Here is a 14924-nt window from a genome sequence, read left to right on the forward strand (position 1 = left end):
AATTTTGCTCAAAGGTAATTTGACTTTTATGGAACAATGTTAAGGTTGGGATTAATTAAAGGCAGAATGTAATGAGGCAGAAAAATTATGTAATGAAATCAAAACTGAACTTTTCTTAAGAAATTTTCGCGGTAAATTTCGCTCAAAGTCAAGCGCAAAAAACTACCCGGAGTCGTTGGGATATTTGTGGTAATTTCATCAAAAGAAAACACCTGGACGGTCTTTAAAGCAACCATTTCTTTTTTGTTAATTTGACAAAATGAATGCGCCGGAAGGATTTTCTGTAATTTATCAAACGAAATATTTTTCAAAGTCAAAACCGAACCATCCATCATTTGAACAACTTTGTCGCGGCTGTCGATTTCAGAAGTTTTGATATAAGCCGGCTGGTCAAAAAATACAATCGCTTTTCCTTTGTCAGTATTGAATTGCGCAAATTCTTTCTTCGGAACTTTCTGTCGAAATCTGTCCAATGCTTTGGCAACAGCCTGTTGCAATCTTTCTTTTTTCACGGGTTTTCTGACATAATCCACCGCATCCAAATCAAAAGCTTCCACTGCATATTCTTTGTAAGCTGTCGTGAAAATAATCAATTTAGAATCGAGTAAATTAGCGACTTGCAGACCATTCATCGTCGGCATTTCAATATCAAGGATGCACAAATCGAAATCATAATTATTCATTTCAGACAAGAAAACTTCAGGGCTGTTGAATGCCTTTACAACTTCCAATTCAGGAATTTGTTCGCACATCATTTTCAGATAAGTCAGTCCAGGCAGCTCATCATCGAGCAGCAAGCATTTTAGCTTTGTGTTCAAGAAGATTTATTTTTAAATGGGCAATGTAAACGTCGCCTTCGGCAAATCGCTCCAGTTTGAAATTGTCTTTGTAAATGATTTTTAAACGTTGGTCAAGCGTTTCGGTTCCGATTCCGCTTTTCTCTTTTTGCAAAGGACTTCGAGGTGAAATTTTATTGGCAACAGTCAACGAAAAAGTATTGTCACGAAATTCAAAAGTTACTGCAATAAAGGCATTTTGACTTTGTAGATCTGCATGTTTGAAGGCATTTTCAATGAAATCAATTGAAATCATCGGAGCCAATAATCTTTGCTCGTAAAGTGGCTCATTTTCATTGATTTTAGATTTAACTTTCAACTCAAAAAGCGGACTTACTTTTATTTTATTGATCTCAATCAAATTCATTGCAAATTCGATTTCTTCCTTTGGAGTAACGAATTTTTTCCGGCTTTCATAAAGGATATAATCCAAAACATTCGCCAATTTATCCAGTGCAAAATAAGTCTGATAAGCGTGGGATTGAATCGTATTCAAAATATTTTTAAACAAATGCGGATTGAGTTTCGATTCCAGACTTTCGAGCTGAAGCGTGTTGATTTTTCGCTCAAATTCATAAAAACGAACTTCGATTTCTTTTTTTTGTTTGTTGGATTTTTCAAGGCGGTAAATCAAATATCCGATTACTGCAAGCACTACCACGCCCACAATTATCAAAATATTTAAAGAAATCTCAGAACCTTGCATCGACAAAATCGTTTCCTGCAAAGTTAAATCTTATTTGAAAACAAACCGAGAAACTATTTCGGCGGATATTTTTTGAATAATTTCGAAACACCTTTTTGGATGTTGGCTTCGCGCATTTCAGGCGAAGCATTTACAGGCATTTGTATATCAAGCCGGCCTTCCCAAACCAGATTTCCTTCGGTTGTGGTCATCGTGACTTTGTAGTTTTGATTTAATTTTTCTGAATTAATCGGAATCCCAAATCCGACAGAAGTTCCAAATCCTCCGCTTCCTCCGCCCATGCCGACTCCAACACTTGAACTTTGGTTTTCAGAAATGAATTCTTCTGGAACGACATTGATAATCACATCCGGATTGCCTGACTCATTCAAGCCTTTCGCTGCCAATTCCTGATTTAAACTTTGTTTCAATCTTGCTTCGTCCAATTCTCCTAAAGAACCAGAAGTTAATTCGACCGAATAATTTTTAATCTGACTGAAATCCTGACTGCGGTCATAATCAACCGTTACCGTTTGGGTGCTGCAAGCCGCTAATAACAAAATCGAAAAACTAAGTAAAATGAATTTTTTCATGAACAATTAATAACAAAAATTATTCCTTTTGTAATCTTCGTTGTTTAATAAGTTTGTTTGAGAAGTAAACAATTAAAATTGAGTTGAGTACAAATAAATAATAACCGATTTTAATTTGATTTATATTTTCTATTGACTTGATTAAATATAGATTCAAAGTTGATGAAAATAGAATAATCAAATTTATAATACTTAACACATAAATGATTTTGAGTTTTTCTCTAAAAGAAAAAATTAAAATTAAAATTGAAAGAATGAGTATCACAGTAAAAGCACAAAATGACCAAAAAGTTCTATCAAAAAAGTTATCTAGTCTGAAGTCATCTAAACTTACAAGTGACAATGAGTAAAAGTTAAAAGTATAATTTTCCTTTTTATCTTCAGTTAACTTTCGTGCTTTTTCATCCTTAAGAAAATCATTATTTTCATAAGGTGTAGATTTTGTAACTTCTATTTGTTCTTTTACTGAAAATCTAATTTCCTCATCCGAGCAAGTCCTCATGAAAGGCAAAAAGAAAATTACAAACGAAAAGACAGCTAAAGCCCGTAAGGTAAAGATGGTTTTCATTGCTTTTAGATGTACAATTTCAAATGTTCTTCAACAGCCTTTCTAAGGGATTCAAATCCAATTTCTTCCAGATTTATTTCCGACATTTTAATCCATTTTACAGACTGGATTTCAGATTCTTCCAATGTTAATTCAGCATTTTCAGGGCATTCTACGATGAAAATTAAATCTTCAGTTTTGTAAGGAATTCCTTTGTATAAATAATTATTGGGAAAGGATTTGAAATATTTAAAACGCTCCGAATCAATGTTCAGATTTAATTCTTCCTTCAATTCACGCGCGCAAGTTTCTTCAGCCGTTTCGTCCGGATCGGTAAATCCACCCGGCAAATCCAGCATTCCCAATTTCGGCTCGCGGTTTCTGACGGTAAAAAGCATCTCATCCCTTCTGATGATAATTACCGCAACGGCCGTCGCAACATTTTGAAAATAAACCATCCCGCAATCAAAACATTCAAATCTTCTGTTGTTTTCAAATTGGATGTTTTGCGATGCGCAATTGGGACAAAATTTAAAGTAACTCATTTTTAATGGTTTAATTCATAACAAACAATCAGCGTGCCGTTTTGTTGGGTAAATTTAGGTAAATTTGTGCAAAACGATAAATCGCAGCGAATGTTACAAAAAGGACAGAAAGTGCCTGATTTTCAGGGGTCAGATCAAGATGGAAATACAATAAAATCATCGGATTATAAAGGTAAGAAATATGTTTTGTTTTTCTACCCAAAGGCGAGTACGCCTGGTTGTACAGCAGAAGCGTGCGATTTGCGCGACAATGAAGAAGCATTGAAAGCGAAAGGATATGAAATCATCGGCGTAAGTGCGGATTCGGTCAAAAGACAGAAAAATTTCGCGACAAAATATGACTTAAACTATCCATTGATTGCAGATGAAAACAGAGAAGTTATAGAAGCTTTTGGCGTTTGGGGACCCAAGAAATTTATGGGAAGAGAATTTGACGGAATCCATCGAACTACCTTTCTAATTGATGAAAAAGGAATCATCGAAGAAGTCATTGAAAAGGTAAAAACAAAAGAACACGCAAAACAAATTCTGGAAATTTAATTTGTGGATAATTTTATTTACAACGACACGTTTTGTCACTTTTTCCAATTAATTTTGAAACAAATAAAAGAACATAATTATAAGGGTTGAAACCTCAAACTTTGAGCCTTAAACTTAAAACATTAGAAAATGAGTGATTTAGATAATAAAAAGAAAGCATTACAATTGGTTTTGGACAAAATGGACAAAACCTACGGAAAAGGAACCGTGATGCGTATGGGCGACAGCGCCGTTGATGATTCTATTGGGGTAATTCCTACAGGTTCATTAGGATTGGACATTGCTTTGGGGATTGGCGGTTATCCCCGCGGACGTGTGATTGAAATCTACGGACCGGAATCTTCGGGTAAAACGACATTGACTTTACATGCCATTGCAGAAGCACAAAAAGCAGGCGGATTGGCAGCATTCATCGATGCTGAGCACGCTTTTGACCGTAATTATGCTGAGAAATTAGGGATTGATGTAGAAAATCTCATCATTTCTCAACCGGACAATGGCGAGCAGGCGTTGGAAATTGCCGATAATTTGATTCGTTCGGGAGCGATTGACATCATTGTCATTGACTCAGTTGCGGCTTTGACGCCAAAAGCGGAAATCGAAGGTGAGATGGGTGATTCCAAAATGGGATTGCAGGCACGTTTGATGTCGCAGGCTTTGAGAAAATTGACTGCAACCATCAATAAAACCAAATGTACTTGTATATTTATCAATCAGTTACGTGAAAAAATAGGTGTGATGTTCGGAAATCCTGAAACGACAACCGGAGGAAACGCCTTGAAGTTTTATGCATCCGTTCGTTTAGACATTCGCCGTGTTTCTCAGATTAAAACCGGTGATGATCCAAGCGGAAACCATGTGCGTGTGAAAGTGGTGAAAAATAAGGTAGCACCACCTTTCCGTCAGGCAGAATTTGACATCATGTTTGGAGAAGGGATTTCTAAAGTAGGAGAAATCTTGGATGTAGGCGTTGAAAAAGGAATCGTTCAGAAAAGCGGTTCTTGGTATAGCTACAACGACAGCAAACTTGGTCAGGGACGCGACGCTGTAAAAGATTTGTTGAAAGATAACCCCGAATTGTCAGAAGAACTGGAAGCAAACATCAAAGAAGCAATCGCTGCAGGATAGTTTTAAATTTTGAATAAAAGCAATCGCATCAAATCACTCAAATGATTTGATGCGATTTTTTATTGTGTTAAGTAAGAATTAGTTAAATGTTTAATGGGATTAATTTTTTTTATACATTTATACAAAACAATCAAAATAATTAACACATGAAAAAATTTACTTTCCTTCTGATTGCATTTGCAGGAATAAACCTATCGGCGCAATCAGCTGCATACAATCCAAATGAAATTTTGGTGCGTTTTGCTCCCCAAGTTCAGCCTGAAGCACTTCGTGCACAAGGTTTACAATTTGAAAATGCTCAACAAATTTCTAAAGTATTGAACATTTGGAAACTTGAAGTGAATACCTCAAATTTTACAGAAAAACAGATTATCGGTGAATTTCATAGAAATTCAAATGTTTTGGGTGCGCAGCTAAATCATATCGGTTCATTTCGTAACAACGAACCCAATGACCCGATGTACGACCAGCAATGGCAATATTATCAGGCAAATGACAAAGACATTGATGCTGATGAGGCTTGGGAAATCACAACGGGCGGACTCAATACAGATGGTGATGAAATTGTGGTGGCAGTCATTGATGATGGAATAAACCTTAATCATCCTGATATAGAAGACAATCTTTGGATAAATCAAGGTGAGATTCCAGGGGATGGTATTGACAATGATAACAATGGCTACATAGATGATGTATATGGATGGAATATTATCAGCAACAACGGAAATGTCAATATTGGCGGCTGGCACGGGACACCTGTTTCAGGAATCATAGGAGCAGTGGGTGATAATGGAATCGGAGTAGCAGGGGTTAACTGGAATGTGAAAATAATGACAATAGCTCCGATCAGTACACTGGAATCAAATGTTATTGAAGCTTATGATTATGCATTGCAAGCCAGAATCAGATTCAATGAAACAAATGGTGAAGAAGGAGCTTTGGTCGTAGCAACCAATTCTTCTTGGGGAGTTGATTTTGGGCAGCCTGAAGACGCACCTCTTTGGTGTGCTTTCTATGATGAAATGGGAGAAGCCGGAATTTTGAGCGCGGGTGCAACCATCAACGGAAACCAAAATGTAGATGTAGTAGGGGATTTGCCAACTGCCTGCCCGAGCGACTATTTGATTACCGTAACCAATATGAATCAAAATGATGTAAAAGTAAATGGAGCAGGTTATGGGTTGGAAACCATAGATTTAGGAGCGCATGGTGAAAATGCATTTACGACGGCGTTTTCAGGCTATGGTGGATTTGGGGGAACTTCAGGTGCGACTCCGCATGTGGCAGGAACTATAGCATTGCTGTATTCTGCGCCATGTGAAAGTTTTACTGCATTGGCAAAATCAGATCCGGCAGGGGCCGCTCAGAAAATCAGGAATTATATCTTTGACGGTGTTGACCCAAATCCTTCTTTAGAAGGAATTACCGTTACTGGTGGAAGATTAAACGTAAACAATGCTGTTCAGCTTCTGATGGAAGAATGTGAAGTGATGAACACTGAAAATATGCAATTTGCGAATTCAGTTGAAATTTATCCAAATCCTGCAAAAGAAAAATTGATGATTAGCAACAAAGATGGGAAATTGATTGACCAGATTCAGATCTTTTCAATGGATGGGAAATTAATCAAATCTCAAAATAAATTAATTTCAAATGAAGTTGATGTAACTGTACTTCCCAAAGGCGTTTATAAAATCAGAATTAAATTCAACGGACAACAAAATTTGATTTCGAAAAAATTTATCAAAAATTAAACATAACTAAATTAAAAATCCTCGTAAGCTTTGACAAGGTTCTGAACTTAGTCAAAGCTTTTTATTTTAATAAAAATTCAACTCATCTTGCTGTCACAATAAACCTCAATCCAAATTATCAAAATTAGTGACTAAAATGCTCAAATTTACTTCAAAACCCATTCACAGTAAGGGTTTTGCAAGGTCTGCACACAGGTAAAACAGTTACGCAAACAAGTATTCAAATTCCCAATTTTACTTTAGACATTATACTTTGTACAATTCTACTTAAATCTTATCTTGCAAGTCAATTTAGAATGAAATGATTACAACAGACGTACTTGTCATCGGTTCCGGAATTTCGGGGCTGTCTTATGCGATTAAAATTGCTCAAAAATTACCCGAAGCCAAAATCACAATCGTAACCAAAGCCGATGGAGAAGAGTCCAATACCAAATATGCGCAGGGCGGCGTTGCCGTTGTGACCGATTTCGAGAATGACAGTTTCGAAAAACACATCGAAGATACATTGCGCGCCGGAGACGGTTTGTGCAAGCGAGAAGCAGTGGAGGTCGTTGTTAAAGAAGGTCCCCAGCGTTTCCGTGAAATCGTGGAATGGGGCGCACAATTTGACAAGAGTGACGTCGGAAGTTATGATTTGGGACGCGAGGGCGGACATACCGAAAACCGCGTCGTTCACCACAAAGACATTACAGGTTATGAGATCGAAAGAGCGCTTTTGGCAGTGGTGGAAAACACGTCAAACATCAAATTACTGCCGCACCATTACGTGATTGATTTGATTACCGAACATCACATTCAGGGCGAGGATTTCAATAAATTTAACCTGAATTGTTACGGTGCTTATGTGTTGGATTTAAAATCTGAAAAAGTAAAAAGAATTACTTCAAAAATTACGCTCATGGCCACGGGCGGCTGCGGTCATGTATATAAGAACACGACCAATCCTGTAATTGCAACCGGCGACGGAATTGGTTTGGCGCACAGGGCGAAGGCAAAAATTTCGCACATGCAGTTCATTCAGTTTCATCCGACTGCATTTTACAGTAAGCATTCGGGGCAGTTATTTCTAATTTCCGAAGCCGTTCGCGGATTCGGCGCGAAATTAAAAACAAAAGACGGACATCCGTTCATGCATAAATATGATGAACGTGAGGAATTGGCTTCGCGTGACATCGTTGCACGTGCCATCGACAACGAAATGAAATTGCGCGGTGATGATTATGTTTGTTTGGATTGCCGTGATTCGGACAAAGAAAAATTCCTTGCACATTTCCCAAACATTTACGAAAAATGTCAGGAAGAAGGTTTGGATATGTTCAAAGATTTGATTCCTGTGGTGCCGGCAGCACATTATTTATGCGGAGGAATTGATGTGGATTTGGAAGGGCAATCGACCATCCAAAACATGTTTGCCGTGGGCGAATGTACCAATACCGGTTTGCACGGCGCGAATCGCCTGGCTTCGAATTCCTTGTTGGAAGCGATGGTTTTTGGGCACCGCGCTGCATTGAAATCAGTTGAATTGTTGCAAAAGAATGATTTTCATTTTGATAAAATTGACAAAATTCCGGAATGGAATGACGAAGGCCTGACTGTTCCCAATGAAATGGTTTTGCTCAATTATTTAAAGAAAGAATTGCAAATCATCATGAGTGATTTGGTCGGAATCGTGCGAAGCAATGCCCGTTTGGATTTGGCAAAAAAGAAAGAAGAAGAAATTTACCAATCGGTAAAAGAAATTTATAAAATGAATTTACTTTCGCCACAACTTTCCGAATTGAGGAATTTGGTGAGCGTCGCTTGGCTGATTATCACACAAAGCATCGAACAGAAGGAAAATAGAGGTGCTTTTTTTAATAAGGATTTGGAATAAATTCAAAAAATCAATCATGAAAAAACTATTTACAGCATTATGTTTTGCTATTTCTTTGGGTGGATTTTCTCAGGAAAGCCAGATTTGGTCAATCCCTACATCTCCCGCAGCACCTGCGAAAATAATAAAATCTGACAATTTCACTGCCAGAGAAGTTGACAAAATGGTTGTTTTGAAAGAATGTCAAAAGACAGATGAAAATAATAAAAATGACTTGCAGAGATGTATGGCTGAAATCTTAAAAAGTAGAATTGAAGAAAGTTATTCGGAGTTTGATGGAAAAGCCGATAGTCTACAAATACAAGATGCCATGATGAAGCTGCAATTTGTACTAGATAAAAACGAGAAAGTAAATGACATTAAAACAGTTAGCGGAGGAAACTCTCATTTTTCAGAATTTGTAAAAAAAGTTTTTGAAGAGATGAAAGAAACAATTGAATTCGAATCAGCACAAATTGGTGGTGAGAAAGTAAATTTAGTATTTCAGTTACCTGTAAAATATCTTCGCAACCGAGAGCAAAATTGAATTAACAAATGAAAAAAATAATCCTAACTTTTACATTATTCCTTTTCGGGATCGGCATTTTAAACGCCCAGGAGGCGCCGGGAATAGTTGGGGTGGCACCCCAAATAGTTGAGAATTTAGACGAAATTATCAGTAAACCGATTCTTCCGGGTTGTGAACATATTCAGGATACAAATAGTGTTGAAGTGGAAAGCTGTTTCCGCAGTATTATGAATGTTAAAATAACAAACCAACTTCTCTCAAAAGTAAGCGAAATTGGTGATATTGGGCTTGATCGATTGACTTCAATTGTGACTGTAGTGATAACAAAAGAAGGATTGATGAGCAATGTGAAAATTGAAAGTACCAATGATGCTCAATTTGGGAAAATCGTCGAACAACAAATGAATCAAATCGCAGCTAATGTTCCATCCATCACTCCCGCAAAATCAAATAATGGAGAAGCTGTAAACTATATGTACCGAATTCCTGTAACATTTGTTTTTACGGATTAACCTAAATTTGGAGCAAAAAAAATATCCAACCTCAAATTATGAAACACTATTTATCACTTACATTTTTACTTTATTTATTTGTTTTGAATGCTCAGAATTCTGAATTAAATAAAATCCCTATAGATGTATCTAAAAAAGAATTGACAGCAAAAGAAGTAAGTCACATGGCGGTTTTTCCGGGATGTGAAAACCATGATGTCAACGATAAAAAAGTTTTGCAAAGTTGTATTGCATCTGAAATTAATAGCCGATTGGGCGCTAAACTTGAAAATTTCGCCGAAGAATTAGATAAAAAAGGATACACTTCAGCTGTTGCGAAACTACAATTTGTTATAGATAAAAATGGAAAAATCATTCAGGTAAAAGCAATGGAAGGAGGAAATGCAGATCTTAAAGAAGCTTCTAAAAATGCTTTGATAGAAATTTCAAATGAAATTGGAAAAATTTCTCCTGCAACTCTGGAGGATGGCACGCCCGTCAATTTGATTTTTCAATTACCTGTCAAATATGTGGTCACACAAGATGAGGAACAGCCACAATTTGAATGGAACGAATTGGTTTTGGCAACATTAAAAGATAATAATATAATGTATGAAATACGTGCTTCTAAAAATGAAGAGTTGTTAGTATATGAAATTTCGCAAGAGAGTCAAATATTTTTAGGTAAATACAAATTCCTGAATGAAATTTATATGGTTGAACCTTATAGGTCAATTTACGAAAAAGCAGACGGTAAAAATTTGATAACAGAAGGTGATTTAAATAATACATTTTACAGATTTTATAGTCAGAAAGATGATGTTTCAAAGGTTTTTATATATCAAGTTGTAAATGGTAAAGAAAATTTATCTGAAACATTGAATTTCAAAGATTTCTTTTTTCTGCCAAAATATTCAGAGTTACTAAAAAGAAATTAGGATGAAAAAATTCTGCTTGAATTTTGTATTAATCTTATTTACACCTTTCATTTCAAATGCACAAGAAAAACCTTATATTGAATATGAAAGACCAAAATATTCAACCGGTCCATATCCTAAAATTTCCCCAATATTTCCAGGATGTGAAATATTTAAAGAAAATAATGATTTGCTTGATAGATGTTTTGGAGTTAAAGTCGCGAATAAAATTGCTGAAAAACTCGAAATGGAAATTTTATTTGATTCTAAAACAGACAGTGCAAGTTTAAATATTTTCCGAACTAAAGTAATTATCGATATTAAGCAATCTGGAAAATTAGAAATGAAGCTGAAGGAAAGAGTTTATTCTGAATTTGAAAATCAATTAGTTGAGAAATTAAATGCAATTTCAGATAAAACGACTGGGATAATTCCTGCAAAACTGGAAAATAATTATTGTTCCGTTTACAGATATCAACTTCCTATAATGTTTGATTTAACAGAATGGAACGAATATTGATGTGAGATAAATCATGTTTTTGTTTATATTTGACTCAGATTTAGACTTATGAAAAACTTTCTAACTTCAATGCTCTTTATTTCTTTGCTAAACTTTAGTTTTGCTCAGGAATTAGAAACATCTTCTCCCGTTGATGAAATCGTTCTATTTACTTTGGTAGAAGGAGATTTGCGTTATGAAATCAGGCTTTTTCAAAATAAAAACATCAAAACTTACGAAATCAAAAATGGAGAGATTACCTATTTGGGGAAATTCATGAATTTGATGGAAGTTGAAAGGTCGGAACCTTACAAAACATTGCTCACGAACGAAAGAAATGCTACCAAAACCTTTGTAACAGACGGTTATTTAGGGAATGATTTTTATGAAATTTACATTCACAATTTATTCAATACCAAAAAAGAGAAACCGATTTTTGTAGAAGTTTTGAAAGTGGAAGATAAAAAATCTGAGGTTGTTTCAAAATATGAAAAAGAATCAGATTTCAATGAATCACCTTTTGCTCCTTTGCTTCGCAGAGATTGATGTAAATGTTAAGAGATTTGCGCTAAGCGTTAATTTTCTACACTTTACTTTATACTTTTCACTTTATGCTTTTGCTTTCAGTAAATTCTGACTATTTTTGCCGCTCAAAATAAAACAAAAAATGTCAGGAAAAATTACCCTTACAATGATTAAACCCGATGCCGTAAAAAATGGTCACATCGGAAATATTTTAGCAGATATCACAACAGCCGGATTCGGAATCAAAGCTTTGAAATTGACACAATTGTCAAGAAGAGATGCTGAGTTGTTCTATTCAGTTCACAAAGAGCGTCCATTCTTTGGAGAATTGGTTGACTTCATGATTTCTGGACCAATAGTAGCTGCAATTTTGGAAAAAAACAATGCAATCGAAGAATTCAGAAACTTGATTGGAGCTACAAATCCTCAAGAAGCTGCTGAAGGAACGATCCGTCAGAAATATGCTGAATCTATCGCTGCAAATGCAATCCACGGTTCTGACAGCGATGAAAATGCAATCATCGAAGCAAACTTCCATTTCTCAGGAAGAGAAGTTTACTAAGAAAAATAGAAATATCTCAATAAAGAAAGCCGGTTCCCACAAAGAACCGGCTTTTCTAAACATAAAAATTAAACACAATGAGTTTCGGCTCAAGTCGGTTAGTTCTTGATAACTTTAACCGTTTGCGTGAGTTTATTTTCAAGTTTGATTTTCAATATGTATGTTCCTCTTGGTAATGAACTTAAATCAATTTCATTTTTATAGGCAACTGCCACTTTTTGTCCGTTTAAGCTGATAGCGACAATTGATTCCACTTTATCCTTAGCATTTACAAATACTTTATTTGTTGTCGGATTTGGATAAATGCTGAACTGAGCATTATTCAATTCCACATTTCCTAAATATCCTGAAATATTGATTGTAATTTCTCCGAATTTAGAAGTGTCTTCAACTGAAGTTGCTCGAATTGTAGCCGTTCCATTCGCTAAAGCCGTTACTAATCCGTTTTCATTTACTGAAGCAAATTCTTCACCTAATTGAACTGACCAAGTAACCTCTGAATTGTATTCTTCAGGTGTTACAGTTGCAATCAGTTGTAAAGTCCCGGCTTCTTCTGTGATTTCTGCCGCAACATTATTTTCTGTAGTTACAACAACTAAAATTTCTCCTTCCTCTTCAGGAGTAACTGCCGCTACTCCACACTGGAAAGTATTGTAGCTGATCTCATCTGTTCCCAAACCAACTTCTCCGTTTGCATTTCTACCCACCATGCAAACATCGGTTCTTTGCACTTTCAAGATACTTCTGTGATTTTGTCCTGAATTTACCTGCACGATGTCTTTGTGCTCAGGTAGAAGGGTAGGAGTTGGGTGATTTTGTCCATCGCCGATTCCCAATTCATGAAAAATAGTTGCAAAATTACTCCAAACCATTAATTCTCCATTTGATTTGATGGCAGCACCTGACCATGAAGCCAATTTCGATTGAGTGAATAAATCTTCTCCGATGCGTGTAGGTTCTGTCAATTTTGTAGGAACCGGAAGCGGTTGTCCCAATTGTCCCATGCTTCCTGCACCCCAACCCCAAAGAGTTCCATCTGCTTTCAGAGCATATGAAGCCATGGTGTGTGCACTTACAGAAACCCAATCGTTTTCAGTTCCGATTTGTTTTGGTGTTAAAATGTCGCTTGTGTCAGTTCCGCCACCGGCTTCGCCTGCGTAATTTCTTCCCCATCCCCAAAGCGTTCCGTCTTCTTTTACTGCAATTGTGTGGAATCCGCCGATTGAAATACTTACCCATCTGTCATCATTTATACCGACTTGTTTGGGTTCGTAGGCATGATTTTTAGTTCCGTCTCCTATTTCTCCGTAAAAATTTGAACCCCAAATCCAAAGTGTTCCGTTGGATTTAATTCCCGCAGAAGTAAATGAACCTGCAACAACACTGATCCAGTCATTATTTTCTCCGATTTGAATTGGATTAATTTCATAATCTTCTCCTGAATTGGTTCCGATCGCTCCTGAACTATTGTCGCCCCATCCCCAAGCGGTTCCGTTGTCTTTCAAAACTAAAGTAGTTCCAAATCCTGTTGAAACAGAAATATTGTTATTCTCGGCCAGCGGAACAGCTACTGGAGAAAGTTCGTCCGTATCTGTTCCCAATCCTAAATTGTAATCAGAATTATATCCCCAACCTTTCAAGGTTCCATTGGAATAAAGCACGATGTTCGAAAATCCGTGTCCTGCACCAACCATGATGATTTCATTGCTTTTGTTTCCATTGTAAGCAGCAATTTGTGTTGGAGTCGCAGATGTATTTCCGTTGGCAAATTGTCCGAAATTGTTTTTTCCCCACGCATAGATTTGACCATCCGATTTCAAAGCGAGTGAATATCCTTCTCCCGCTGTGATTTGACTAATTCCACTTAATTCAGGCTTATGAGTAGGAATTGTTGCCTGATTGATATTTTGTCCTAATTCATCTCCCCATGCCCAAACTGTTCCGTCTGGTCTAAGTGCAACAATGTGATTTCTTCCTGCATCGATATTTTTCCATAAATCATTTCCGATTTTTACAGGTGTGGAACTTCCGGTTGTATTTCCATTTGCTAATTGTCCGTAATAATTATCTCCCCAAGCCCACAAAGTTCCGTCGGTTTTGATGGCAGTTGAGAAAAACGCACCAGCAGAAATGGTTCTCCATTTTGCATCAGTTGCAATCTGAGTGGGTGTTGTTACGTTTGAATTGTCGCCGTTTCCGATTTGTCCCAAAGTATTTTCACCCCAAGCCCAGAGTGTTCCGTTGGCTTTCAAAGCTAAATTATGATTGTATCCGGTTGAAATTGTAACCCAATCAGAATCCGTTCCAACTTGCGCCGGATCTGGAAATGCCTGACTCCATCCTGAAGTCGTTCCGTTTCCTAATTGTCCGAAATAATTGTATCCCCAAGCCCAAAGCGTTCCATCATTTTTTAATGCGATTACGTGTTTGCTCCCTGCGGCAACTGAAATCCAGTCAGTATCAGTTCCAACTTGAACAGGCACATTTGTGTTTTCCGTATTTCCATTTCCTAATTGACCGCGTTCATTTTTCCCCCATGACCAAAGCGTTCCGTCTGCTTTGATTGCCAATGAAAAATCTTCTCCCGCAGTGAGCAAAGTCCAGTTGTCGTCAGTACCGACTTGTGTAGAAACATTTGAATTATTATTGGTTCCATTTCCTAATTGTCCATTGGTGTTGAGTCCGCTGGCAAATAATTTACCGTTTCGGATTTCCAATTGGTGATTGTATCCTGCTGTAAATCTTTGGTATTGGTCTTGGTAAGGGTTTTGAAGCCTGTTTCCGATTTTAGAAAATTGGGCATTCATCAGCAAAGGGATTAATGTCAATAGCATTATCATTCCTTGCTTGTAGAAGAAATAAAATTTATTCATTTTTGTAAAAGATTTTAGAATGCCCGAGGAAAACTACTTGCGCCA

16 protein-coding genes are annotated in these 14924 nt (G+C 36.7%); 10 read left to right on the forward strand and 6 right to left on the reverse strand.

Annotation, left to right across the window (positions count from 1 at the left end; all coding sequences use genetic code 11):
- Positions 1-98 precede the first annotated feature (98 nt).
- Genes B8977_RS01955 through B8977_RS01975 form a run of 5 tightly spaced genes read right to left on the reverse strand, consistent with a single transcriptional unit; the run spans position 99 to position 3206 of the window.
- Positions 99-818, reverse strand: coding sequence for a LytR/AlgR family response regulator transcription factor (locus tag B8977_RS01955; protein WP_084015727.1), 720 nt, complete (start codon positions 816-818; stop codon positions 99-101).
- Positions 784-1542 carry a sensor histidine kinase gene (locus B8977_RS01960; RefSeq protein WP_084015729.1) on the reverse strand — a complete coding sequence of 253 codons (759 nt, stop codon included), beginning with the start codon at positions 1540-1542 and terminating at the stop codon, positions 784-786. The genes B8977_RS01955 and B8977_RS01960 overlap by 35 nt, the downstream gene beginning before the upstream one ends.
- 53 nt (positions 1543-1595) lie before the next feature.
- Positions 1596-2114: a DUF4136 domain-containing protein gene (locus B8977_RS01965; RefSeq protein ID WP_084015731.1), complete on the reverse strand. Its 519-nt coding sequence runs from the start codon at positions 2112-2114 to the stop codon at positions 1596-1598.
- Positions 2115-2133: 19 nt separating this feature from the next.
- The gene (locus B8977_RS01970) at positions 2134-2682 is read right to left on the reverse strand and encodes a hypothetical protein (protein WP_084015733.1); all 549 of its coding nucleotides are present in this window, start codon (positions 2680-2682) and stop codon (positions 2134-2136) included.
- Between the two features lie 5 nt (positions 2683-2687).
- Complete coding sequence (locus tag B8977_RS01975; RefSeq protein ID WP_084015735.1) at positions 2688-3206, reverse strand: NUDIX hydrolase; 519 nt, start codon at positions 3204-3206, stop codon at positions 2688-2690.
- Positions 3207-3296: 90 nt separating this feature from the next.
- Between B8977_RS01975 and bcp the strand changes: the two genes are divergently transcribed.
- From bcp to B8977_RS02025, 10 genes are all read left to right on the forward strand, one after another.
- Positions 3297-3746, forward strand: a complete 450-nt coding sequence (gene bcp / locus B8977_RS01980) for a thioredoxin-dependent thiol peroxidase (RefSeq protein ID WP_084015737.1) — start codon at positions 3297-3299, stop codon at positions 3744-3746.
- Positions 3747-3875: 129 nt separating this feature from the next.
- Complete coding sequence (recA, locus tag B8977_RS01985) at positions 3876-4874, forward strand: recombinase RecA (RefSeq protein WP_084015739.1); 999 nt, start codon at positions 3876-3878, stop codon at positions 4872-4874.
- 146 nt (positions 4875-5020) lie between these two features.
- Entirely contained in the window at positions 5021-6628 is a 1608-nt protein-coding gene (locus B8977_RS01990; RefSeq protein WP_084015741.1) for a S8 family peptidase, read from the forward strand.
- Positions 6629-6929: 301 nt separating this feature from the next.
- Positions 6930-8504, forward strand: coding sequence for an L-aspartate oxidase (gene nadB, locus B8977_RS01995; protein ID WP_084015743.1), 1575 nt, complete (start codon positions 6930-6932; stop codon positions 8502-8504).
- A gap of 16 nt (positions 8505-8520) precedes the next feature.
- Positions 8521-9030 (forward strand): hypothetical protein, encoded by a 510-nt coding sequence (locus tag B8977_RS02000; RefSeq protein ID WP_084015745.1) that lies wholly within the window; start codon positions 8521-8523, stop codon positions 9028-9030.
- A gap of 8 nt (positions 9031-9038) precedes the next feature.
- Positions 9039-9524: a hypothetical protein gene (locus B8977_RS02005; RefSeq protein ID WP_084015747.1), complete on the forward strand. Its 486-nt coding sequence runs from the start codon at positions 9039-9041 to the stop codon at positions 9522-9524.
- A 38-nt stretch (positions 9525-9562) separates the two neighbouring features.
- Positions 9563-10441 (forward strand): energy transducer TonB, encoded by an 879-nt coding sequence (locus B8977_RS02010; RefSeq protein ID WP_084015749.1) that lies wholly within the window; start codon positions 9563-9565, stop codon positions 10439-10441.
- A 1-nt stretch (position 10442) separates the two neighbouring features.
- Positions 10443-10940, forward strand: a complete 498-nt coding sequence (locus B8977_RS02015; RefSeq protein WP_084015751.1) for a hypothetical protein — start codon at positions 10443-10445, stop codon at positions 10938-10940.
- Between the two features lie 48 nt (positions 10941-10988).
- Positions 10989-11465, forward strand: a complete 477-nt coding sequence (locus B8977_RS02020; protein ID WP_084015753.1) for a hypothetical protein — start codon at positions 10989-10991, stop codon at positions 11463-11465.
- Between the two features lie 121 nt (positions 11466-11586).
- The gene (locus tag B8977_RS02025) at positions 11587-12006 is read left to right on the forward strand and encodes a nucleoside-diphosphate kinase (protein WP_084015755.1); all 420 of its coding nucleotides are present in this window, start codon (positions 11587-11589) and stop codon (positions 12004-12006) included.
- Positions 12007-12104: 98 nt separating this feature from the next.
- Here B8977_RS02025 and B8977_RS02030 read toward each other — a convergent pair whose 3' ends face one another.
- Positions 12105-14879, reverse strand: coding sequence for an RCC1 domain-containing protein (locus B8977_RS02030; protein ID WP_084015757.1), 2775 nt, complete (start codon positions 14877-14879; stop codon positions 12105-12107).
- Between the last annotated feature and the right edge of the window lie 45 nt (positions 14880-14924).

The sequence above is a fragment of the Moheibacter sediminis genome, from assembly GCF_900176425.1.
Taxonomy (GTDB): Bacteria; Bacteroidota; Bacteroidia; order Flavobacteriales; family Weeksellaceae; genus Moheibacter; species Moheibacter sediminis.